This window comes from Methylomonas albis (assembly GCF_014850955.1).
In the GTDB taxonomy this organism is placed as follows: Bacteria; Pseudomonadota; Gammaproteobacteria; order Methylococcales; family Methylomonadaceae; genus Methylomonas; species Methylomonas albis.
The window spans coordinates 102,714-125,903 of record NZ_JACXSS010000001.1; the positions used below are offsets into that span (position 1 = coordinate 102,714).

20 protein-coding genes are annotated in these 23,190 nt (G+C 52.4%); 11 read left to right on the forward strand and 9 right to left on the reverse strand.

The window, feature by feature from the left end:
- Positions 1–26: 26 nt before the first annotated feature.
- From EBA_RS00410 to EBA_RS00420, 3 genes are all read right to left on the reverse strand, one after another.
- Positions 27–2,531 (reverse strand): TonB-dependent siderophore receptor, encoded by a 2,505-nt coding sequence (locus EBA_RS00410; protein WP_192372207.1) that lies wholly within the window; start codon positions 2,529–2,531, stop codon positions 27–29.
- A gap of 175 nt (positions 2,532–2,706) precedes the next feature.
- Positions 2,707–3,699, reverse strand: coding sequence for a FecR family protein (locus EBA_RS00415; protein WP_192372209.1), 993 nt, complete (start codon positions 3,697–3,699; stop codon positions 2,707–2,709).
- A gap of 72 nt (positions 3,700–3,771) precedes the next feature.
- The gene (locus EBA_RS00420) at positions 3,772–4,287 is read right to left on the reverse strand and encodes an RNA polymerase sigma factor (protein ID WP_192372211.1); all 516 of its coding nucleotides are present in this window, start codon (positions 4,285–4,287) and stop codon (positions 3,772–3,774) included.
- Positions 4,288–4,716: 429 nt separating this feature from the next.
- On the opposite strand from EBA_RS00420, the gene EBA_RS00425 reads away from it, so the two are divergent.
- The gene (locus EBA_RS00425) at positions 4,717–7,140 is read left to right on the forward strand and encodes a TonB-dependent siderophore receptor (RefSeq protein WP_192372213.1); all 2,424 of its coding nucleotides are present in this window, start codon (positions 4,717–4,719) and stop codon (positions 7,138–7,140) included.
- Between the two features lie 188 nt (positions 7,141–7,328).
- Entirely contained in the window at positions 7,329–7,487 is a 159-nt protein-coding gene (locus EBA_RS00430) for a hypothetical protein (RefSeq protein ID WP_192372215.1), read from the forward strand.
- A 24-nt stretch (positions 7,488–7,511) separates the two neighbouring features.
- Here the strand turns inward: EBA_RS00430 and EBA_RS00435 are convergent, their stop codons facing one another.
- Positions 7,512–7,820, reverse strand: a complete 309-nt coding sequence (locus EBA_RS00435) for a hypothetical protein (protein WP_192377389.1) — start codon at positions 7,818–7,820, stop codon at positions 7,512–7,514.
- On the opposite strand from EBA_RS00435, the gene mtgA reads away from it, so the two are divergent.
- Entirely contained in the window at positions 7,814–8,494 is a 681-nt protein-coding gene (gene mtgA, locus EBA_RS00440; RefSeq protein ID WP_225615795.1) for a monofunctional biosynthetic peptidoglycan transglycosylase, read from the forward strand. The genes EBA_RS00435 and mtgA overlap by 7 nt on opposite strands.
- Positions 8,495–8,524: 30 nt before the next feature.
- Here mtgA and yjgA read toward each other — a convergent pair whose 3' ends face one another.
- Complete coding sequence (gene yjgA / locus EBA_RS00445; RefSeq protein WP_192372217.1) at positions 8,525–9,154, reverse strand: ribosome biogenesis factor YjgA; 630 nt, start codon at positions 9,152–9,154, stop codon at positions 8,525–8,527.
- 1 nt (position 9,155) lies between these two features.
- Complete coding sequence (locus EBA_RS00450) at positions 9,156–9,338, reverse strand: hypothetical protein (RefSeq protein ID WP_192372219.1); 183 nt, start codon at positions 9,336–9,338, stop codon at positions 9,156–9,158.
- Between the two features lie 493 nt (positions 9,339–9,831).
- Between EBA_RS00450 and rdgC the strand changes: the two genes are divergently transcribed.
- Positions 9,832–10,740, forward strand: coding sequence for a recombination-associated protein RdgC (rdgC, locus tag EBA_RS00455; RefSeq protein ID WP_192372221.1), 909 nt, complete (start codon positions 9,832–9,834; stop codon positions 10,738–10,740).
- On the forward strand, positions 10,740–11,699 hold the full coding sequence (locus EBA_RS00460) for a L,D-transpeptidase family protein (RefSeq protein ID WP_192372223.1): 960 nt from the start codon (positions 10,740–10,742) through the stop codon (positions 11,697–11,699). Before rdgC ends, EBA_RS00460 begins: the two co-directional genes overlap by 1 nt.
- Positions 11,700–11,772: 73 nt before the next feature.
- Here the strand turns inward: EBA_RS00460 and EBA_RS00465 are convergent, their stop codons facing one another.
- Together EBA_RS00465 and EBA_RS00470 are read right to left on the reverse strand one after the other, a co-directional pair.
- Entirely contained in the window at positions 11,773–12,051 is a 279-nt protein-coding gene (locus EBA_RS00465; RefSeq protein ID WP_192372225.1) for an Lpp/OprI family alanine-zipper lipoprotein, read from the reverse strand.
- An 84-nt stretch (positions 12,052–12,135) separates the two neighbouring features.
- Positions 12,136–12,690: a L,D-transpeptidase family protein gene (locus tag EBA_RS00470; protein ID WP_225615798.1), complete on the reverse strand. Its 555-nt coding sequence runs from the start codon at positions 12,688–12,690 to the stop codon at positions 12,136–12,138.
- Between the two features lie 72 nt (positions 12,691–12,762).
- Here EBA_RS00470 and EBA_RS00475 point away from each other — a divergent pair, with 72 nt between their 5' ends.
- Positions 12,763–14,397: an alpha-D-glucose phosphate-specific phosphoglucomutase gene (locus EBA_RS00475; RefSeq protein WP_192372229.1), complete on the forward strand. Its 1,635-nt coding sequence runs from the start codon at positions 12,763–12,765 to the stop codon at positions 14,395–14,397.
- A 47-nt stretch (positions 14,398–14,444) separates the two neighbouring features.
- On the opposite strand, the gene EBA_RS00480 is transcribed toward EBA_RS00475, so the two are convergent.
- Entirely contained in the window at positions 14,445–16,544 is a 2,100-nt protein-coding gene (locus EBA_RS00480; RefSeq protein ID WP_225615800.1) for a hypothetical protein, read from the reverse strand.
- 281 nt (positions 16,545–16,825) lie between these two features.
- On the opposite strand from EBA_RS00480, the gene EBA_RS00485 reads away from it, so the two are divergent.
- The 5 genes from EBA_RS00485 (at position 16,826) to EBA_RS00505 (ending at position 23,176) form a co-directional block, all read left to right on the forward strand.
- Positions 16,826–17,032 (forward strand): cold-shock protein, encoded by a 207-nt coding sequence (locus EBA_RS00485; protein WP_192377116.1) that lies wholly within the window; start codon positions 16,826–16,828, stop codon positions 17,030–17,032.
- 304 nt (positions 17,033–17,336) lie between these two features.
- Positions 17,337–19,505, forward strand: coding sequence for a zeta toxin family protein (locus EBA_RS00490; RefSeq protein WP_192372233.1), 2,169 nt, complete (start codon positions 17,337–17,339; stop codon positions 19,503–19,505).
- 118 nt (positions 19,506–19,623) lie between these two features.
- Positions 19,624–21,162, forward strand: a complete 1,539-nt coding sequence (locus EBA_RS00495; RefSeq protein WP_192372234.1) for a DUF1175 family protein — start codon at positions 19,624–19,626, stop codon at positions 21,160–21,162.
- Positions 21,132–22,820: a hypothetical protein gene (locus tag EBA_RS00500; protein ID WP_192372236.1), complete on the forward strand. Its 1,689-nt coding sequence runs from the start codon at positions 21,132–21,134 to the stop codon at positions 22,818–22,820. The genes EBA_RS00495 and EBA_RS00500 overlap by 31 nt, the downstream gene beginning before the upstream one ends.
- Positions 22,817–23,176: a hypothetical protein gene (locus EBA_RS00505; RefSeq protein ID WP_192372238.1), complete on the forward strand. Its 360-nt coding sequence runs from the start codon at positions 22,817–22,819 to the stop codon at positions 23,174–23,176. Before EBA_RS00500 ends, EBA_RS00505 begins: the two co-directional genes overlap by 4 nt.
- Positions 23,177–23,190: the final 14 nt, after the last annotated feature.

Here is a 23,190-nt window from a genome sequence, read left to right on the forward strand (position 1 = left end):
AGCTGAGCAATTTAGCGGGTTTGAACTCAATATTCCACTCGAATTGAGCCGATTGCGGTCAGCGGCGCGCCCGGATAAACCCCCAGCCCCGGCGCGACGTTGGAGTCGGGGTCGGTGGATTCGTAGTAGCGTTTGTCGAGTAGGTTGCGAATATTAAACTGTGCACTTATGCGCGAGCCACCGACTTTTTGCTTATAAGCGATGAAGGCGTCCATCCTGACATAACCCGGCATCTGGAAGCTATTGGCGTTATCGCCTTCGCGCGTGCCGGCGGCCACGCCGCCCAGACCGGCGCTAAAGCCATCCCGCGCCGCATAGCCGTTCATGTCGTACTTGAGCCATAGGCTGCCGGAATGTTCGGGTACATTGTTCAAGCGGTTGCCCTGGGTGCCGCCGTTGTAGTCCTTGATGATACGGGCATCGGTAAAGGCGTAGCTGCCGATCAGGCTGACGTTATTGCTCAGATACCCGGTCATGTCCAGCTCGATACCTTGACTGCGTTGTAGATTGGCAATTTTGTCGTAGAGATTGGCCGTGCTCAGATCGTTGACCAGGATGTTATCCTTGGTCAAATGGTAGTACGCCAAGGTGGCCACCAGGCGTTGATCAAACAATTGGGTCTTTATGCCTGCTTCGAATTGCTCGCCGATTTGCGGATCGAAGCGGGTGCCGTTGGAAGCTGGTGCATTATTGGCGCCGAGCGAAGTTATCCAATTGCCGTATACGCTCAATTGGTCGAATGCTTCGTAGAGTATGCCCACTCGCGGGCTGAACCCCTCGTCTTTACGGGTGTTAGGCTTCACCAGTACGTCGGCGTCCGCAAAGCTGGCGGCATTGCCGCGTCCGGTTTCCGCCCAGTCGTAACGGCCACCGCCCATGATATGCAGTCTGTCCCAAAGCGTGATTTGGTCTTGGAAATAGGCGCCGTACCAATTGTTGTATATCACGCTGCGATTCAAGCCCGGCTCGGTATCGCTCAAGTAAGCGGCGTCGAACGTCGCCGGCGAGATGCCGTAACTGGGAAATGGGTTATTGATGTCGATTGCCAGGGCCGGATTCGCGTCAACCCATTGTCCTGAGGTGCCATATCGGTTAAAGGTGCGGTAAAAATCGAAACCGAACAATACGTCGTGTTTGGTTTCGCCGATAGCGAATTTGCCGGTAACATCCAGGTTAGTTGCGTAATGTTCCTGTTCTGTGGTCTGCCGAAAGATGTTGCGCTGCAGAATGCCGGTGGCTTGATTCAACGCCAATCCAGGGTCGAAAGCCGGCGCCGGATTGACGAAGGTGGTCGTGCTGTCGGATAGGCTGGCCAGAAAACGGTTATGTATCGCCCAGTCATCGTTAAAGCGGTGGTTAACTTCGCTGCCGATTTTGATGCTGGATTGGTCACCCGTCGGGGTATTCGGATCGCCCAAGTTGCGACTGATCGGGATGTTGGCCGGGCGTTTGCCTATAGCTGGGATACCGAAATCCGCCGGTGCGTTTTTTTCGCTGCCTTCAATGTCGACAGTAATGTCGGTAGCGTCGCTGGGGCGCCAGGTGATGCTGGGATTGAACAGCATTCTGTCCACGGACACAAAATCACGGAACGAGCCGTTGCTTTGGTACGCGCCGGAAAAGCGGTACAGCAGTGATTTATCGCCGTTAATCGGCCCACCGGCATCCCATTGGGTGCGATACAAATCGTAGGACCCAAACTGTTGCTCCAAGGAGTAATAGGGGTGGTCCAAGGGTTTTTTGGTCGTCAGGTTGATCATGCCGCCCGGTTCAGTCCGACCGTAGAGTTGTGATGGGCCTTTAATGACCTCGATGTTCTCCAAATTTCCAGAGTCCATGTCGCCGAAATAGCCACCGTCTTGTAACAGGCCGTTCCGATAAACGTTATTAGTATTAAAACCGCGGACAATGAAGCCGACGCCACCGCCTAATGACGGCTGGGGACGCACGCCGCTAACGTTTTCCAACACGTCTTTAACCTTGCCGGATTTCTGGTCGTCCATCACCGATCTCGGTACGACCTGAATCGAAATAGGTGTTTCTATCAGCGGGGTGTCGGTCTTGGTGGCGGCAAAGGCGTTGGTTACTGCGTAATCCTTGCTGTAAGGGTCGGCTGCGTTGGCATACTGGCGATTGCCGGACACGGTGACCGCCGACAAAGTTGACACATCGTTGTGTGAATCCGGTGCTTTTTGCAGCGTAATGGTGCCGTTACCGGTGGCACCGGCTACCACGCCGGTGCCGGCCAGCAGTTTTTGTAAAGCTTGCCGGACCGTCAATTGGCCGCTAACACCGGGCGATTTCAAGCCTGCCGCCATTTCTGCGGGATAACTGAGCTGTACATTGGCGGTGTCGGCAAAGGCATTTAATGCGCCGCTTAAGCTTTGCGCAGGAATGTCGAAAGCGATGTTTTGTTCGGCGGCAATCACGGTCGGGGCGCTGAGCGCGGCGGCGATTGTCAGCGACAAAGGCCAAAGGTTGTATCGGGTCGGTTTGCCCATGCCGGAGGCATGGAACGGATAAGATGCCATTTGATTCTCCCTAAGCGAATGAATTGATCCCCCCAAAGTTTGGGGTTGCAATGGAGACGGGCGAAGCGAGTTTTTCCTCAGCTTGACGGTAAAACTATTTTTCGTGTCAAAGACGGCGGCTGAAAAACGGAGGGCTTTGTCGGCTGTTTTGGCTAGGCGATAGGCTTTTTGAGGTTTAAGCGATCACTACCAGCCACGGTGTTAATCGGTAAATTCGGATAGGTAGGGTTTGTTGCAACGATTCCAGGGTCTTATCGGTGTCGCGAATATCGAAGCGGCCGCTGACTTTAAGATCCTGCAATGCCTGATTGCGGATTATCAGGCTGCCACGCCGATAGCGGCCAATTTCCGCAATCACCGCCTTGAGCGGAGCGTTGTCGAACGAGGCGCTGCCTTTTAACCACGCCGTGGCGTTGCCGGTTGGCTGGTGGCTGACTTCGCTTTGGTGGCGAGCGTCGACCGCGATGCTGTCATTGACTTTTAAGGTGGCCGGATTTTGTCGATCCCGACTGACTTCCACCACCCCGCTCACCACGCTGATAATGTCGTTGTCGGCGTCTTCTCTAACCACAAAACGTGTGCCCAGTACCCGCGTATTGCTGTAGCGGCCGTCCACTTGAAAAGGATGTTGGGGGTCGGGTTGCACGTCAAAAAATGCTTCGCCCCGGTCGAGCTGGACATGGCGCTGACCATTACGCATGTTAACGTTAAGAGCGGTGCCGGAATTTAAGGTGACTTGGCTGCCGTCGCTGAGCTGTACGGTTTTTATTTCGCCGACGGTGGTGCAGTAGTCCGCCCGCCAACAGCTTAAAGCCGGTTGATAAACAATCGCAGCGATGATCAAGCTGGCAGCTGCGGCTAGCAGCAGTTTGGCGTCGGGGCGGATGCCGGACCGCCGCCGAAGGTTTTTGGGGGGATTATTGCGCGGCGAAAACTGTGGCGACAATGTTGCAGTGTCCAGCGTTGCGCGGAAATCGGCATCCTCCCAAAACGCAGAGATTTCGGCGTAGGCCTGGCGGTGAGCCGGGTCGGCTTGATGCCAGATTTGAAATAGCCTGCGTTCGTCTACCGCCACCGACTCGGCACGCAGCCGCACAAACCACGCCATCGCCTGCTCGCTAATGGTGTCGGGGTTGTCAGAGTCTGGAGAGGACTGGTTTTCGGTCATGGCTGCATTATAAGGCGCTAGGGTAGGCGTATGCTTTGGAATATCGGTAAGACGGTTAAGGCGGCTAAAACCTCAGTCGGTCCGATAGGGGCGGCCAAAATGATTACCTAGCTGTTTGCGGCAATACAGCAAGCCTTTGAGGATGTGTTTCTCCACGGCGCTCTCGGAAATATTCAGAAAATTAGCCACTTCCCGATAACTCAATCCATGAATTTTATGCAGGATAAATGCATCGCGGCAGCGCGGCGGCAATTCGTGAATGGTTTGGTGCAACAAGGCGCGCCATTGCTGATCGGCTAATTCGTTTTCCACTCCGGCCAGTTGCGGCTCATCCAGATGCCGCGCCGCTTCCTGATGACGCTCGACGACTTTATGGTGGCGCAGGTGATCCATCGCCAGATTGCTGGCGGTGCGGTATAAAAATCCGCGCGGGTGGTCTATGGGCGTATCGTTGGCGGTGCGGGCCAAAATCAGATAGCTTTCTTGCAGCAAATCTTCCGCGGTTTCCGGGCATTTGACTATCCGCAGCAAATGGTGCAGCAGCTCCTTGCAATACAGGCGGTAAAGCGAACTAATATCCAAATCCATGTTGTGGGAATTGCCAGAATCGGAGAGTTTTGAATCAAAAAGTAACGCCAGATTCATGCCAGGTAAAACCTTAACCGCCGCGAGTGCGGCAAAAGCCAGGCCACTCGTGCCGTTGGCTCAGCTTGCTAGTGATTGATCTGTTCCTCGCCAAGCCTGGAGCCAATACTTTGATGGCAATAAATAGGTTAAATGCCGCACTCTCTGAGTCATCTCGCCTATTTTTTATTCGCATTGCTTGTACAGCAATTCAAGAGTCGATAACCGAATAAAGTGGTCCAAAGGCTTATGGCCGACCTGGGAATGATGGCGGCATTGAATCTAAAGATTTGCTAAATAGTTGCAAAGATTTTTCATCCCTCACCTCCTGTTTTATGCCTGTCGTGCGTCAAAACAACGATAGTCATCATTTAACAACATCGAGGGAAATTCATGACGTTAAAAAACACATTTAACGGCGGCTTGCCAGGACATGCTTCGGTACTGGTTTTTGGCGCGCTACTGGCGGTTTCCGGCGCAGCAGTGGCAGATAGTGCCAGTCGAGCTTTCAACATCCCTGCCGGCTCCTTGTCAACCGCGCTAAACCGTTTGGCGGAATCCGGCGGCTTGCAATTGGTCTACGACGCCGCTATCGCCGAGGGCTTGCAAAGCAAGGGTATCAGCGGCAATTACACGCCGGAAGCGGCATTGAAACAGTTACTGAGCAACAGCGGCCTGAGTTACCGCGTCGCCGAGAACGGCAACGTGCTGATAGAAAGGCAGCAATTGAATTACAAGCAGGAACCTACGGCTTTGCCGGCGGTAAATGTGGTCGGCAAAACCCCCAGCAGCTTTGACGGCGAAGACCCATACAACAAAGACTACATGCGCCCCAATGCGATAACAGCAACCAAGACCGACACGCCGCTGATGCAAACGCCGATGTCGGTCAAGGTTGTGCCGCAACAGGTATTAAAAGACCAGCAGGCTATTACCGTCGACCAAGCCCTCAGCAATGTCAGTGGTGTAACCAGTGGTCTTGGCGGTTCGGGCATGTTTTTTATGCGTGGTTTTGGCAACTACAATGTTTATCGGGATGGTTTTTTAAATCAAAGTCAGTGGGCGCATACCGAGGATTTGGCTAACATCGAACGAGTGGAAGTATTAAAAGGCCCTGGCTCATTGCTTTATGGCCGTTCCGAACCGGGCGGCTTGGTCAATTTTGTCACCAAACAGCCTTTGGATACACCGTATTACAGTCTGCGCCAGCAGTTTGGCTCCTTCGACATGTATCGCACCAGTGTTGATGCCACCGGTCCGCTCACCGCCAACAAAGACTTGGCTTATCGTTTTAACCTGGGTTACCAAAGCAATCATAGCTTCCAGGAATTTGGCGGCAACGAACGACTGTTGGTAGCCCCAAGTTTACGTTGGAATATCAGTGACAGGACAACCTCGACTTTGAAACTGGAATATAGTGATATTAAAGAAATGGGGCTCGGAAAGGTACCACTCCAAGGTAATCGACCAGCTTCCATTTCTCGCGCACTGAATCTCGGCGATCCCTGGAATTTTCAGGAAGATGAATATGTGATGTTGTCGCTGAATACCGAGCATGCATTTAATGATGACTGGAAATTACGGCATCGGTTTAATTTCAGTAATCACGAATTAACAATGTCAGGCATTTTTGCGGGAACGCCGAGCGTACAACCGAATGGTGATGTGAGACGAATATTTTTTGCACAAAATACCGATGGTGGCGATTACCAACATAATTTTTTCAACGCCTTGGAATTGACCGGAAAATTCGATACCGGAGCGCTGAAGCATACCCTGTTGGTTGGCGGCGATTATTATCGAACTGATTATCGGGCAAGTTCGTCCGGATTTGGCGATGGGCCGAATCAATTTGATACTAGCAATATCTATAATCCTATCCATAGGGCTGCTCCTCCAGTCATTCCGGCTGATGCTATTTCTTACTCAAATTACAGTTTGCCGTGGTTTGGACTGTATGCCCAGGATCAAATTGAACTGCCTTACCACGTTCATGTCATGGGTGGTTTACGTTATGACAGTGCCGAAACCACTGGCACCAGTAGCGGACTATGGGGTGGTCCGATTCAAAGTACCAGTGAAGATCGCGTATCACCGCGTGGCGGGATAGTTTGGCAACCCTTACCTGAACTATCTTTTTACGGTAGTTATACCGAAAACTTTGGTCAATCCAATGCATTTATGTGGAATAAGCCACTTCCTCCACAAACCGCTCAGCAGTGGGAAACCGGCGTCAAAACCGAATTGTTTGACGGTCGATTCATGGCATCCGTGGCTTATTTTGATCTAAAAAAACAAAATGTGCCGATGCAAGTTGACCCCTTAACGACCAAAGCCATTGGAGCTGCAGAAAGCAGAGGTATCGAGTTTGATGTAAGCGGAGAGATATTGCCGGGATGGAATGTGATAGGCGGCTATGCTTATACGCCGTTTGCCAAAACCACCAAGGACTCCTTTGATGGTTCGGACGCAGGCAATACCGGATTGCGCTTGAACAACGCTCCTAAACATAACGGCAGCTTATGGACGACCTATGAAATCCAAGGCGGCGACTTGCAAGGCTTGAAAGTCGGTGCCGGCGTAAAAGCGTTGAGTCAGCGGGAAATTGGCTACGACGAAAGCGCCCAGGCACCGGGCTATGCCACTCTCAATCTGATGGGAAGCCAAGCCTGGAAAGTAGGGAAGTCCAAAATTACTGCTCAGCTTAATGTCGATAACCTGCTCGATAAGACCTATACGGCGTCAATATACAGTTATGGTCCTACCTACTATGGGGCACCCCGTACATTCATGGGTGCTATAAAAATCGAGTATTAACACAATCTAGGCAGGTCCAGTGTAGGTCGGGATTTGCACTCCTGGCCTCACTTCGAACGCTTACAGCAAAGCCATCAAGGCATCGCCGCCGGACTATAGAATTCATTTAAATTGAGTTTGACCGCCATTTTGCGCGTTTAACCGCGACCAGAAATCATATGGCCTGACCGCGAATAGTGATAAAGCGTATGGCAACAAAAAGCATTCGGGCCGGGGCAATGCTGGCTTACAGCAGCAAAGATCGCTTTAAGATTGCTTGGGGAAAGCGAAGAAAAGAAGAATATGAGCAATATACTAATCGTCCCTGCCCGGATAAAAGCGTTTTTTCCGCGCTTTTATCCAGGTAATCCCTGGCGTCTTGTTTTCCATGTTCACGGGGGAGAGAACTTAACATCCTTGACACCGCCATTAATATAACAATATTTGTGCCAAATTGTGCGAGCCTTATATTTCAAGGCGTTTAAGATAAAACCAATAGTAGGCAATTTAATTTCTATGTTATTTACCGCAATTAAGGCTTTGCTTTGTGTTATTTCCCCTAAAAACCACAGTTGATCAATTCCGCGTTCAATCATGGATAATGATGATCCCTGCCACAACGCCCGAATCGCCCGTGAAGCACTTCCGCCACCCGGCCCGCTATCGCCAACTTTGGCGCCAATCCAGAACGGCTTTGTCATTGCCACAACTTTGCAAACGCGGCCTGGCTTATGCCTTGCTGTTTTTTATCCTCAGCTCGCTAGTGCTGGTAGGCGCATTGCGGTTTCTGCCGGCACCGACGTCGGCATTTATGCTGCATCAGCATATCGACGATCTAGCGGAAGGCCGTCGTTATAAAGGTATTGATCAACGCTGGGTCAGCCGCCGGCATATTTCTCCGCACGCTTTTGCTGCAGTGGTCGCGTCCGAAGATCAATTGTTTTATCAGCACAACGGCTTTGATGTCGATGCCATCGGTAAAGCCTTTAACCAATATTTGCGCGGCGGCAAATTACGCGGGGCCAGCACGATTAGCCAGCAAGTAGCGAAGAATTTATTTTTGAGTCCGGCCAAAAACTTCGGCCGCAAAGCTTTGGAGATATGGTTTACGCTGTTGATAGAAGCGGTTTGGGACAAACAGCGAATTCTGGAAATGTACTTGAATATTGCCGAATTCGGCGATCATTTGTTTGGTATCGAAGCGGCCAGTCGCCGTTATTTCGGCATTTCCGCGCAACAATTGTCGTCCAATCAAGCGGCGCTGTTGGCCGCTACTTTACCGAATCCGATATTGCTAAAAGCCGATCAGCCCAGCGCTTATGTCTATAAGCGCCAAGGCTGGATCTTGGGCCAAATGCGGGCGTTGGGGAGTTAGCACCGCTTCGCACCGCCAAGCCCTTCTACGTTAATCTTCTGCGTCCTCATTATCCCGCTCGTCCTCTTCATCCTGCGGCAGGCCGGAAGCGTCGGCAATCAGTTCTTTCAGATACTTGTATAACAAGCGCGCAGACTTCGGCGGCTTGGCTTCCTTGGCTTCTTTCTGTGCGTTGCGTTGCAATTGGCGCAAATGTTGGCTATCCGCGCCCGGAAATTCTTCCATAAATTGGGTCAGTTGCTGATTACCATTGGCTGCCAGCAGCAAATCGCGCCAGCGTTCGGCCTGATGATGTTCTCTGACCGCATGGGCGCTGCGGTTTTTCATCCGCGCCAGTTTTTCATGAATCGCGGCGGTATCCAGCTTTCTGAGTTGCGCGGTGATATATTTCAACAAGCGCTTTCTGGCGGAGTTTTGCCCCATCTTGCCGGCGTCGCGCAGGGCTTGTTCTATGCTCTCCGGCAATTCGAATTCGGCGATATGCGTTGGGGATAGCGCGCAAATTTCCTCAGCCATCACAAGCACTTCGGCAATTTCTTTTTTGATCCGGGTCTTGTTGGGGCGTACCGCATAATGCTCGGCTTCTGCATCTTCGCTTTCGCCCTCGGTTTCGTCGTAATACTCTTCTTCGTATTCTTCTTGGTAATCTTCGTCGTTCATGTCAAACCATTGCTATTAAGAAAAGCACGAACATCACCACCATCAATATCGGCACGATAACGCTGGGCCAGTCGGACGGTGTTTGTTTGCTGCGCGCCAGTGCGGCTTTGATGCCGGGCTGCATCCAGAACAAAAGCAGAAGCGCCAAGGCGCCGAGTATCAGGTTTTCCCGGGTTGACAGCATGATTGACCGCTTTGTTTGAGTGAGATGGAAGCCGCTATCGACTCGCCCATGGGGCATTCTAACAAACCTTGCCATGCAACAAGGCATTGCTTCTCGCGGCAATTTAAAAGTTTTTCTTGGGATTGGCCGCTAAGTGACTATTGTGACAGGAAAAAACCAGTTATTCACAGAAGCTGTGGATAACTCTGTGTATAAAATGTCGAAAGCCCTTGTCATTCCCCGGTAACACTGGGGTGCTGTCAAATTGTACAACATTAGCTCATCATAATTTATTCATAAAAATCAATATGATAGCAATATGTCTTGTTTTTCAACAAGTTATTTTGTCAAGTGTTTTTATGCGCTTGTCGTAAACAAATTAATGTGCATAACTCGTTTACACGTTGTGCAAATTTGCTGCCAAACTGGATTTTTGCCTAGGCTTTACGCGGAGCAGGTTCTATGGACTGCTCAAATTTGCGATAATGGATGGTTTTTAAAAAAGAGTCGTTTCATGTGGTTTAAAAATCTTGCTGTCTACCGTTTTACCGAGCCCTTTACCTTGGATGCCACTGCCTTGGAGCAACAACTGCAACAGCAACCGTTTCATTCCTGCGGTAGCCACGACGAGTTTAGTTTCGGCTGGACTTCGCCGCTAGGTAGGGCCTCGGATATGTTGGTTCATGCCAATAACGGCTTCTTGATGCTTTGCGGCAAAAAGGAAGAAAAAGTTGTGCCGGCGTCGGTGATCAACGAGATGCTGCAAGAGCGAATCAACGAAATAGAAGAACGCGAAGCCCGTAAATTACCAGGGAAGGAGCGCAGTCGGATCAAGGACGAATTGATATTCGAACTGCTGCCGCGCGCGTTTTCATTTTCCCGCAAAACTTATGCTTATATTGATTGCCAGGGCGGCTGGTTGGTGGTGGATGCCGCATCGGCTAAAAAAGCCGAAGACATGCTCAGCCAGTTGCGCAAATGTCTGGGGACCCTGCCGATAGTGCCAATCACCGCCACCGCTAAGCCGGCCAGCGTGATGACGCAATGGTTGATCGACAACACTTCGCCAAAAGATATTTTGATTGAAGACGAATGCGAGCTGCGTTCGCCGGAAGAAGAAGGCTCGATTATTCGCTGTAAGCGACACGACCTGGCCTTGCCGGAAATTAAAAACCATCTGGATAGCGGCAAACAAGTGATTAAGCTGGCTATGAGCTGGGCCGAACGCATTTCGTTTGTGCTGGACGAAAGTTTGGCGGTGAAGCGTCTGAAGTTTCTCGATCTGATCCAGGAGCAAGCCGCCGATATCGAAGCATTCGACGACGTCGAACAATTTGATGCCGATTTCTCCATTATGACTGCGGAACTTGCGCAATTCTTGCCGCGTCTGCTTGAATTATTTACTGCCGAAGGTAACGCCTGATGAAAACCCGTTTGTTATCCTGCTTGTTGCTGACTGCCAGTACAGCGGCATCGGCGCTGACTTTGGCGCCGCCTGACAAACCAGGCGACAGTTTGATCGGCAACCCACCGCACGAAGTCAAATATGTCGCGGCCAAAGAGGAGGATACGCTGATTGATATTGCGGTCAACTTCCGGTTGGGTCAGGACGAGATAGTCCTGGCCAACCCTTATGTGGATCGTTGGCTGCCGCGTGGCGGTACAAAGGTGCGAATACCCAGTAGCTTTTTGCTGCCGAATGCGCCGCGGGAAGGCATAGTCGTTAATCTGCCGGAAATGCGGATTTACTATTTCGCGGATCCGCGCAGAATTGAGACTTACGCCATTGGTATCGGCAGGGAAGATAACTGGAAAACGCCGTTGGGCAAAACGCGTATCACCGGAAAAACCGAGAACCCCTCCTGGACGCCGCCGCCATCCATTGTTGCCGAACACTTGGCCGACGGCGATGTGCTGGACCCTTACTACCCGCCGGGTCCGAACAATCCTCTAGGCTTATTTGCTTTTCGTCTTGGAATACCCGGTTATTTAATTCATAGCACCAATGTCGTTAATGGTGTTGGGATGCGTGTCAGCCACGGTTGTATGCGTATGTATCCCGCCGACATCGAGCAATTTTTCCCGATGGTCAAAGTTGGCGCAACAGTGAATATCGTCAATCAGCCGATCAAGGTCGGTTGGTATCACGATACTTTATACATGGAAGTGTATCCGGAGATGGAAGAGACGCCAGCTACTTATGAGCAACGCTTACATTCTGCGCTGAATCTGATCGAGCAGGCTAATGGCGGTCAAATGCCGGTGGTCAAAGGATCGGTATTGAAAGCGGCGGTCGAAAAGGCAACGGGTATCCCTGTGGCTATTTATGAGCGTCCGACCCAAACACCGCCCTCCGTGCAAAGCCAAGCCGTGCCAAACTAAAAGTTAGAGGCAATAAAAAAGCCCGTGGCCTTGCGGCTCACGGGCTTTTTAAAATCAACAACAGCAATAAAGCTTATTTGTGTTGTGATTTTTTGAACATACGGTCCAATTTGCTGTTGGTGTCTTGAGCATATTGGGCCGCACGGTTAGCAGCAGCTTCAGCAGCAGCAGCTTTTGCAGCAGCTTCAGCAGCAGCAGCTTTTGCAGAAGCAGCGTCAGCAGATGCAGTGGCAACTTTACCTTCCAAGCTGCCTACTCTTGCGTCCAAAGCTTCCAGGTCTGAAGTGCTTGCGCAACCGGTTGCCAAAGCTGCAATTGCAACAACTGCTGATAATTTAATAGCTCTCATCATGGTTTTCCCCTTGATTGTGGTTTCAAAAAATAAAAAATGAAAAACGGTGGTAATTGTCCAACATTTTTTTGGATTATACCAACATTATTTCACCGTTACGAGTGTCCCTTTTTCTACCCATTGGCTCAACTGATCGATTTGATCGTTAGTCAACGCGATACATCCGTGTGTCCAATTCATGGATCTGTGGATGGACAGACTACCGCTGCCCAAACCATGAATACCGATTTGCCCACCGAGATCGGTATTTTGCGGCGGAATTTGTCCGGCAGAATGCGCTCTGGCAATTGATTCGTAAGTATCGAGATCGATTTTGCCTTTTTTCAAGGCGTTATCCGCATTGTCTACATTAGGATAGGTCAGGCCGAAGAACTTGCGAAAAGCGCTTTTGTCGTTGATCCAACCAATCCGATAGTTACCGAGCGGCGTGATGTCGTCGCCGCGGTGATTTTTTTCGCCCGCTCCGTTACGGCCAATGGCGATATTTTCCAGCACGGCAACAGTCTTGTCGCCCTTTCTGACTTCCATGCTCTGTGTCTGTGTATCGACCAGTAACCAAACATTCTCGCTGGCAAAGCCGTGTGTCGATACCGTACAGCCCATCACAATCAAAACACCGAATAATTTTTTCTTTAGCATGGCAATCTGTAAATAATCAAAGTTTTGGTGTAATTTAACCCTTTCGAACCGTGGTATTACAAAGGGTAGCATATGACAACAACAATCACCAAAACCACCCCCTACGACGATCAAAAGCCCGGCACATCGGGCTTACGCAAGAAAGTCAAAGTATTCCAACAACCCAAATATCTGGAAAACTTCGTCCAATCAATCTTCGACTGCCTTGAAGATTTTCAAGGTCAAACTCTGGTGATTGGCGGCGATGGCCGCTACTTTAACCGCAAAGCCATTCAGATTATTATTAAAATGGCGGCGGCCAACGGTTTCGGTGAGCTCATTATAGGCCAAGGAGGCCTGTTGTCTACTCCTGCCGCATCGAATATTATCAGGAAATACAATGCTTTCGGAGGCATTGTTCTATCAGCTAGTCACAATCCCGGCGGTCCAGAAGAAGATTTCGGCATCAAATATAATGTCGGCAACGGTGGTCCGGCCCCGGAAAAGTTCACAGACAAGCTTTACGAGAACACCAAAACCATTACCGGCTATAAAAAAGCCCGTTTCGGCGATGTCGATCTGGACAAAATCGGTAATGTTGAAAAGAACGGTGTAAACATTCGGATTATCGATTCGGTGGCCGATTACGCCGAGTTAATGGCCAAGATATTCGATTTCGATCTCCTCAAACAAAGCATCCATAACGGCTTTATCACGCTACGCTTCGATGCGATGCACGCGATCACCGGTCCTTATGCCAAGCATATTCTCGAAGATACTCTGGGTGCGGCGCCCGGCTCGGTGTTTAATGCGGTACCGCTGGAAGATTTCGGCGGCGGTCATCCCGACCCCAACATGGCCCATGCCCACGAACTCTGTGAAATCATGTTCGGTGCTGACGCGCCTACTTTCGGCGCCGCCTCGGACGGCGATGGCGATCGGAATATGGTGATGGGAGCCAATATCTTCGTCACTCCCAGCGACAGCCTGGCGATCATGGCGGCCAACGCCAAACTAATTCCGGCTTATGCCAAAGGCATTAGCGGCGTGGCGCGCTCGATGCCGACCAGTCAGGCGGTTGACCGTGTTGCCGATAAGCTGAGCCTGCCTTGCTACGAGACGCCGACCGGTTGGAAATTCTTCGGCAACTTGCTGGATGCCGACAAAATCACCATCTGCGGCGAGGAAAGTTTCGGTTCCGGCTCCAATCATGTCCGCGAGAAAGACGGCTTATGGGCTGTGTTGTTTTGGTTGAATTTGATCGCGCGCAAACGCGAATCGGTGGAAGACATTGTCCATGAACACTGGCAAAAATACGGCCGTGACATATACTGTCGTCACGATTACGAAGCGGTCGATTCCGACATTGCCAACGGCATAGTCGAACATTTGCGTAGTCTGTTAAGTAGCTTACCCGGTAAAAGCTGGGGCGATTACGAAGTCAAATTTGCCGACGAATTCAGTTACACCGATCCGGTCGACGGTAGTGTCAGCAGTAACCAAGGCATCCGCATCGGCTTTGTGAACGGCTCGCGCATCGTGTTCCGTCTGTCCGGTACCGGCACGGTTGGCGCGACTTTGCGTATTTATTTGGAACGCTACGAGCGTGATGTCAGAAAGCACGATCAAGACGCGCAAGTGGCGTTGGTGGAATTAATAACCATCGCCGAACAGCTGTGCGAAGTGAAAAAACGCACCGGTAGAGCCGAGCCTGACGTTGTCACTTGATCGACACTAACGAAATAAAGCGTTAGGTCTGGCCTTAACTGCCCGACCTAACGGCTCTGCCCATAAGCATCCCGTAAAATCTGCTCCGCAGTTCGACCGCCCGTCGCCAAAGCGTGAGCTCTGGCGATGGATAAGCCCTGCCCGTGTCCGGCTCCTATGCCTGCAAATTGCCAAGTCTGGCTATCCAGCGCTTTTACCGAATCAGGACAAGAAGGAAGCTTCAATGTGTTACGAAAAATCTCGCAACCCAGCATTTCTTCGCTGGCCGAATAAAACAATCTGATCAATATTTCGCCGTCCTTGCGCCGTTCGCGGCGAATATCCAGAATTTGATTTTCCGCAAATACCCGTCGTAACTCGTCGGTTGAGAGTTGTCGTTGCCAGTGCTGATCGCCGCCGTTGGCAAACGGCAACCAATTTAGTCCTGACTCCGCCGCCAGCTGATCCAAAAGTTGCATTAGTTCAATATCGATATGACCGCTACGGCGCGGTTTATCGCCGGGTAGTTCGCCGAGAAAGACCATGCAATGCGTGGTGTCGCATAGCGAGCTTGACTCGTTATGCCTATGGCTACCGTGACTACCGTTCCAGGCAATCACTGCCCGCATCGCTTCGCGGGCGCTGCCATTCAGATTTTGGGCCTCGGCCGCCAATACACCATCGACATAACTATCGACATCGGTTTCCAACACGGTCGGCCCATGCTTGCCTGTTGGCCGCAGAATGCCTTTTACTACCCGCTCGGATCTGCTGCCACGCGCGGTGGAAACGATCTTAAATCCACCGCAAGTTGTAAAGCGTCCGTATTGGGAGTCCACTAATGGGCAGTCCGGTTCTGCATCCCAACTATCTGGATCTGTAGGCGTTAACAAGCTAACTTTGACCGCAGCAAAACGGGCCGGATAGGCTCGCTGCCAAATTTTTAGCAAGGTTGCGGCTTTGCTCAACACTGCGGCGCCACTGACGCCGCGTTGCCGAAAAATCGCCAGAAACACCGGATGGGCTGCCGGCCAGACCAGTAACAAGTGACCGACTAAGGGCTGACCATCAACATTAGAAACCGTGCCGGTTTTTGCTAAAACTTGCAGTTGGCGCAATAACTTTTTATCCGTCTGGCTTTGCCCTGCCAAGGTTGAATTGGGCAAGATGCCGTTTTGGCTCAAGCCACGGAAATAATCGGGCTTGGAAAGCAGGGCCGCCCGCATGGTCAAGGCCAGCTCCGGCAAACTGGCTTGCAAGGCAAAATTGCCGTCAGCGTTACGTTCGCCTAAATAAGATCGCCAGGCTTGTCGGTCAAATGGAGCAGCTAGCACTGGAGATTTTTGCTCTCGTATCGGCGACAGTAACAAACGATAACGCTCGATTTGAAATTGCTCGCTACGCTGCAACAACTTGTCGGTATCGCTGGCCGCCAACTCTGCAGCCAGCAGCTCTGGATCGGCTTGTGCTAATGCCGCAGCATACGGAATTTTCAACAACGACCCAGGAGGTAAACGACTAACTTGATCCCCGCCGCTGTCCAATGTTCGCCCGGACAGTAAGCTCATCAACAGATAAGAGCTGTCACCAGCTCCGTCGAACGCCGCGCCTAGTATTTCGCTTAACTTTGCCGACACAGCACATGGCTCACTGGGCCAGCCGGCATTAACCACCAGGCGAGCCAGCACCGCGCGGTCGTTGCCATCTAATTCGGCATCCTGCCGTACGCGGTTTTTGAGGCTTTGCAGCTCAAGTTCACTGGGCCAATTTCCGGGTTCAATGCCCAACAACTCACCGCTGAAATGCATTGCCGCCGCCTCTTCCGCCCAAGAGGGCGTCCGGCCACCACAACTGCGATGACTAACTTCGTGAAACAGCTCATGACGCAGATAAACCATCTCGCTCAGCCCACCTTGCGGTTGTTGTCGTAGATAAATGCTGCCCGGCCGCCAGCCGCCGGCGTGACTGCCGCTGAACGCTCCGCTGGTCAATGCAGGAAACACGCGCAGCGGATCGTCTTCGCTAGGTATCCGGTAGCCTTGCGCCGCTAGTTGGCTAACGGCAACTGTCGCGGTTTGTCGCAATTCAGTTTGCTGCGTAAATGCACCGAAGAACAGAATTGCGGCACCGACATCAAGTAAATACAGCCTTCTGCGGCATCGTTTCAATAACAGATCCATTGGGAGCTAAGGGTTTACGCTATGCATGGTCGATCCTGCAAATTGCCAAATAACCGATTTTACGATTTAAATTGACAATCAGTCGAATCAGCTTAGAATGCACTCCAGCTAGAAAATACGATTTACCCTTTGTTTACCAGCTCGATGTCTCTTCAGTAGCTCTTCGTCCTTGTTTTTCATTAAGTAATTTCCACATTTACCAGCGTTACCCGCCTTACTTTAGCTAGGGCATTATCTAAAAATTTTTAATAGGACTTATTATGTCTACAATGACAACTGGCGTCGTAAAATGGTTTAACTCTGACAAAGGCTTCGGCTTTATCGAACAAAAACAAGGCCCTGACGTTTTCGTACATTTCAAAAACATTCTGAACCCAAACAACAGCTATAGAACGCTGGATGAAGGTCAGCACGTACAATTCAAATTGGGCCGCGGCCCTAAAGGCCCACAAGCCGAAGAAGTAACCATAATCTAAAGAATTAAGCCGTAGCAGCCTACTAGCGACTACGGCTTTTTGTTAGATAGAGTGGAAACCAATCGCGGTTTCCACTTTCATTCTCCCCGCTTCATCCCAATCCATTTGTTAGGCCGCAAAAGCTGCAACCCTAGCTTTTCGGCTTACCTAGCTCCAATCCAAATATCTCGCCCGTCGCTCCCTGCACCGACATATAAACACCCGTCGCGACAGCAAAACGTATACAACCAAAATTCCCTCTCCCTCAATATCCAGTTAAGATCACCCCATAAAACAATAACTATAAAAAATAAGAGGGTGGATTATGCAAAACCCCAGCCGGAACATTCCGGGTTACAGACCGCTAAAACGCCTGCGTACCGCGCTGGCCATCGCCCAAGGCGCCGGTTTATTGTCGACTTTGCTGCAAGAACTGGAAATCACCGTCTCACACGATCAGACCAAGCGGGTGACTTATATGACCAGCTTGTACTCGCGCATTCATCGCGAGATGTTCAGCGATTGGAAGGAGCAGCCGACCGTCATCCATAGGCCCGGCACGATGCCGGATGCCGACAAGCGCAAGCAGTTCCGTGTCGCTATCGAAAGATTGGTGTTGGACGGCGACAGCAATAGTGACAGCGCGATTTTCGATAACAACGGCTTTGTCATCCATAGCGACGACATCGCCGAACGATTAGCCAGTTTTTATCAGTCCTTGCGGGTGATTCGGCCGTACGGTTATGGCAATCGCATGACGCTGGATTTTTTCATCACCGCATTGGGAAATCTGCCTGCCTTCAAGGCCGTCTACGAACAAGGCATTGATTTTCGGCGACTAACCGCCGAAGACGCATTGGTATTACATGACCCGAGCAGCCAACACCGGGCACTAGCCCGTGCCTTTGCCCATGCGCTCGATCCCAGGCGGATCAAAAATCTGCACAACCACGCCAACCGTTATGGCAAATGGCCGGAGAATAAACGCTTTCTGCTAGGCATTCCGTTTCTGTCGCATACCACGGCCGATGGCGTCGAATGCCTGATGACGGTGACCGGCGGCCTGGTGCCGCTGAGCAGTATTACCGCCGAACAACTGATCGCCGGCCAACATTTTGCCGACAATCCCTTAAGCGTTTCCGCGCACATCATCGGCTACTTGCCGGGTACCGAAGACTTACGCGCACCCGGTAAAACCGAGATCGACGCCATTCCGATCCGCGAAGACGGCGTCGCGCCCTTATTTTGCTTGGACGTGAACATGCTGACCGGATTGCGCTCGCCCAGCCAGGCCGAGCTGATGGATTTACTAAAACAATGCGGCGGTGAGCAGGCCAATCTGTTTTTATTAGCCGACAACTCCGCCTTAAAACAGAAAATGCTGATCGCCGCCCACAGCGAAACCCGTTTGCGCCGCACTGTGGAAATTGCCTACGAGCGCTTGGCCAAGATCACCCGTATTTTATTGGCGGCCAGGGATGCGATTTTTGCCGGCAAAACCCCGGCAGACCGACCGCAGTTTCTGATGAGCATGGGCGGTGCCGGCGCGGGAAAAACGGCAGTGGAGGAAATCGCCACCGCGCTATGTGGCGACAATTTTGTCATCGCCTCCTTGGACGAATTTAGAAAACTCAGCGATTTGTACCGACTGCTGACGGCGGCCAACCACCACAGCGACGATTATGTTTACGTCGAACCGTTCGCCAACCGGCTGCGCGACCTGGTGGCGCAGCGAGCGCTGGAACTAAGAATCAATATTCTGTACGACGGCACCGGCATTCCTTACTATCCACGCTATTCAACCGCCATCAAACGCTTTCAGGCCGCCGGCTTTCGCACCCAGATTGTCGGCGTCGATGCCTTTCTGGTAAAGCCGGTCGGCCGAGAGCAAGAGCTGTCGCGTTCCGGCGTTATCGGCAGCGTCAAATCGCGTTTTGAGGCCACCGGTCGGGCTTTGCCCTGGGTGGTTACCATCGACAAGCACATCCGTTCCCCGCAAGAGTTCCTGAACGCCTTGGAGGACACCGCAGTGGCAAAAATTTCGCTGTTTGCCAACGACGGCGAGCGCGACAGGCATTATTTGGTGGCGGAAAGTGTTTTGCTCAGCGATGCCGAGCTGGAGCAATTGCAGCAACAGCAGCTCGCTAGCGCCCTGGTACCGCATCTATTGGAATTGATCCGCCTCCACCCGGATTCGGTGCTGAAAAGCCTGGCGGGTGACTGTGAACAGAGTTTGACAGCACTCATCGTGCGCAACCCGGACTTGAGCGAAGACAATGTGGGCTATTTAATCTACAAAGGCAGTGAAACCAATCGCGTACTACTGGTTTATCACCTAAGACGCATGATCGATTTTGTGGAAAAGCGCCAACTCAATCCCAACGCGTCCGGCGAAGCAGGCTTGCTGCACAAACCGGTGGCGCTGGCGTTTCACGTCGACCCGCAGGCCAAGGACGCCTCGATTACACGCTTGCAAGGTAGCGTGGAGGCGTAAAATTTTGGGCCTTTACCAATCAGCTTTTTAAGAAAGCTGTCCAGCAGATTTGCCGTTAGCCGATTTGCTTGCTACATTTCCAGCACTTACTAAATCCGGTAGCGCGATGGAGGCCTTGATGCGGATACCTCACTTGTTCGATATTCGCTGGCTGGGCGGGATTGCCGCCTTGCTCATGGTCTTATCGACTCAAAGCCACGCGGCACCCAGCGACGACCCCGAGATTCTGGCCCGCCGAGGGCAACAGCATCCAGTCACTACCGAGCCAGCCACAGCACCAACACTGACTCTGAGTACACCAGCTGGCGGCTGGACCAGCGGTTTGCAAATCACCGTAGCCGGCACCTGCTCAGACCCCAGCGCCGATCCGATTGTGGTGAACATCAACGGCGTGCGCTATTACGTGCGTAACAGCAACGGCAGCTTCTCCCGCGCCTTTCCGGCCGCCAAAGGCAAAAATACCGTCATCGCCGAATGCGCCAACAGCGCCGGCGTCGCCAAGGCGTCAACCACGGTCGATGCGGTAATTTCTTCGATTGGTTTAAAAGTGGTCCTTACCAGCGACAGCGACGGCGTTTATACCGATTTGCATATTTACGAGCCGGACAATAGCCATGTGTATTGGGCTGACACCAATTCCAACAGCGGCGGCATCTTCTTCTTAAACCAAAACGGCGACAACTTCGATCAGCCCGGCTACGGGCCTTATCTTTACGTGCATCCAGCCCCGCCGCTCGGCGTGTTCCGCATCGACACCAATTATTGGCCCGGTGGCGCGGTGCAACATACCCTAGCCAATCTGGATATTATCCTGGACGAAGGCTTGCCCACAGAAAGTCGGCGCCGCGTGCAAAAACCGCTGGCCCGGCCCGGCGAAACCAAAACCCTGGCTTACGTAGTGATCCAAGGCAACCGCCAACCAGCAAAAATCTACGTCCCCGGCCAAGATGCCGAGCGTGACATGCCAGTAGAAGTAAAGGAATACATCAAACACGAACCTAAGCGCGAAGGCGAGGCTGAGGACAGCGCAGAAGAATTGAGCTATTTGCCGCCGCAAGACGCCGACGCCCTGCGCCAAGTCGTCACCGACGTTGCCTTGCTGCAAGCCCGCAAACTCAGCCCACTCTGGGAACCCAAACAACGCGATTGCGCCGGCCTGGTACGTTTTGCCTATCGCACCGCTCTGGAGCCGCGCGACGCGGCTCGCACCGCCAAACTCGGCGTGCCGGCCAAACTAAAATTGCCGCCTTTATCCGAACAGGCCCGCAAAGCCATCCCGGACTACCCGCAAATCTGGCAAACCGGTCTGACTAACGGTCAACCGCGTTACGGCCACTTCGCCGACGCCGAAACGCTGATCGGCTACAACTTTCGCTTGAAATCCAGGGACTTGGCGGCGGCGCGAAGCGGGGATTTGCTGGTCTACCAAAAACCCTTGGTCAACGACGAGCCATACCACTTGATGCTGTTCGCCGCCGGCCACCCTCAGAATCTGGCGGTGTACCACAACGGTGCGCAAGGCGAAGCAGCCCAAGTGCGAGTAGTCAGCGTCGCCGAATTATTGCAATCGCCCGATCCGGTGTGGATCCCCCGCCCGGAAAACCCCTATTTCCTTGGAGTGTACGAATGGAACCGCTTAGCCCCGCAAAACGCCTGACCGTGATTGCCTCGGCGGCGGTGCTGACTGTTACCGCCGGCATCGTTGGCTACCAGGATTATTCCCGGCAACCAATAAGCCGCTTGATGCGCGCCGGTCTACCGCTGTTGGATTTGACCGTAAAATTGCGCGATTCCGCCAACAATGATTTGGATGCCGGTACTTCGCTGGTGGGCAGTAATGACGAAGTGCCGGCCGGCGACGAGCATTGCCCGGCCTTGACCGGCGGCGATGTTGGCTCCGGTACTACGATGGACGTGACTGTGCAGCGCCCGGCCGATTGTCCAAAGCAGGCAACTTGGTATGTAAAGAAACATCCGGTGGCTTTTACCCTGAATTTCAATCAGGGCGAAGCGTTTTTAAACTGGTGGGATGCGCAGCCGCGCGTGCAAAGCTTGGTCGGCAATCGCTTTGTGCAAGGCCTGTTTTTTGGCTTGTTGCAAAGCCTGAAAGTCAAAGCCGAGCAACTCAATCTGGAAGGTCTGCAAGGCGAGTTTCTGGCGCAACTGCTGCGCGACGCCATCGCCGCCAATGCCGAGCTGCATTACGACATGGCCCACGCCAGCCAGGGCTGGGTGATCAGTTACTCGCGTAGCGATAGCCAGTTTGCCGATCAAGCCATGCCGGCCTTGGCCGGCGTGTTGGCAACTAGTGGTTACCGCCTTAACAAATTGCCGGAACCGATCCTGGAAACCCGCATTGGTTTGCAAAAACTGTTCTTCACCCAATTCCGGGAACGGATTTATCTGGCGCAAAGCCTGGAAGCCTTGCTCAACGTCATCGACAGCATCTCCCCGCAAAGCCGCCGCAGCGAAGCGCCGCTCAGTTTGACCTTACGCAGCGAAGCCTTTATCGAGAATTTGCTGCCGGTGCTGACCGGCTCGGCAAGCTATCCGCTGCAATGGGATTTTGCGCTAAAAGACGGCCAATTGGGTTCGATGACGCTTCCGGCCGCCGCCTGGCAATCCCAATTGCACAGCCAGTTGTTTGAAGGCGTATTAGCCAGCATCCCGCACGATGCCTTTGCCGGCGTCGCCGCCAGCTTGGCGCTGTCACCCGATCTGACTACCAAAGACTGGCAAGCATTGGCAGCAAACGGCCCGTCTGCGACGCCCCCCGGTACCGCGTCGGCCGGCGTGGGCTTTGTTTGGGATTTCACCGCCGACAGCCCGACCGGCGCGGTCGGCGTTATCGTCGCCAATCCCCAGCAGCCGCAAGCCAGCGCTGCTTATGCACAATATTTAAAAAATCCGGATTTCGGCGCGGAATGTGCCGGTGGCAGCTTGTTCCTGGCCGCCAGCTCGGAGAGCCTGCTGATTCGGATGAAAGACGCCTGTAACAAACAGTCTTTGAGCCCTTTAGATTGGCAACGCGGCATCGAGAAACAGCGCATGCAAGCCGCGCAACTGACAGCCTTCGTCAATCCCGGCGCGGCCGCGCGCGAACTGTTTCTGGCCGGCGGCGCGGGCGTTGCCCAAGAAGCCAACGAGTTTGCGCCGCGCTGGCAACAAGACTATGAAGCCGCCAAGGCGGCAATGCGGCAGGAGGGGGATAAGTTGTTTTATAGCTTGCCGATTTTGAGTTATACGGGGCGGGTTGAGGGGGATGCTGGTGCTGTTTTGGAAGGTAGGTTGGTAGCTCAGGAAGGTGGGAAATGAGTTGGTTTTTACGTGTTTTTGAGTTGTTCGGGAGAGGTGTCGCTAGCGCGACGGGTGTTTTAATGTCGGTTCTCGGCCCGACAGCCGAGATACTTTCTTTTGCATCGCCAAAAGAAAGTATCCAAAGAAAAGGCGACCCGAATGCCGCTTATTCCCTGCGCTCCTCGCTTTTGGCGGGGGTTGCCGAAAGGGGCTTCCTGCCCCTTCGGCAACGCGATGCATCCGTGCATCGCCCCTGCGGGCTATTCCCACCAAAAGCTCCGGTGCTCGGCGCGGCATACGGGATAGATATCCCTTCTGACTTTCAAAGGTATTGCTTAAAGCAGAGCTTTAAAATAAATGTTATTACCTGTTAGATTGCTTTGATTTA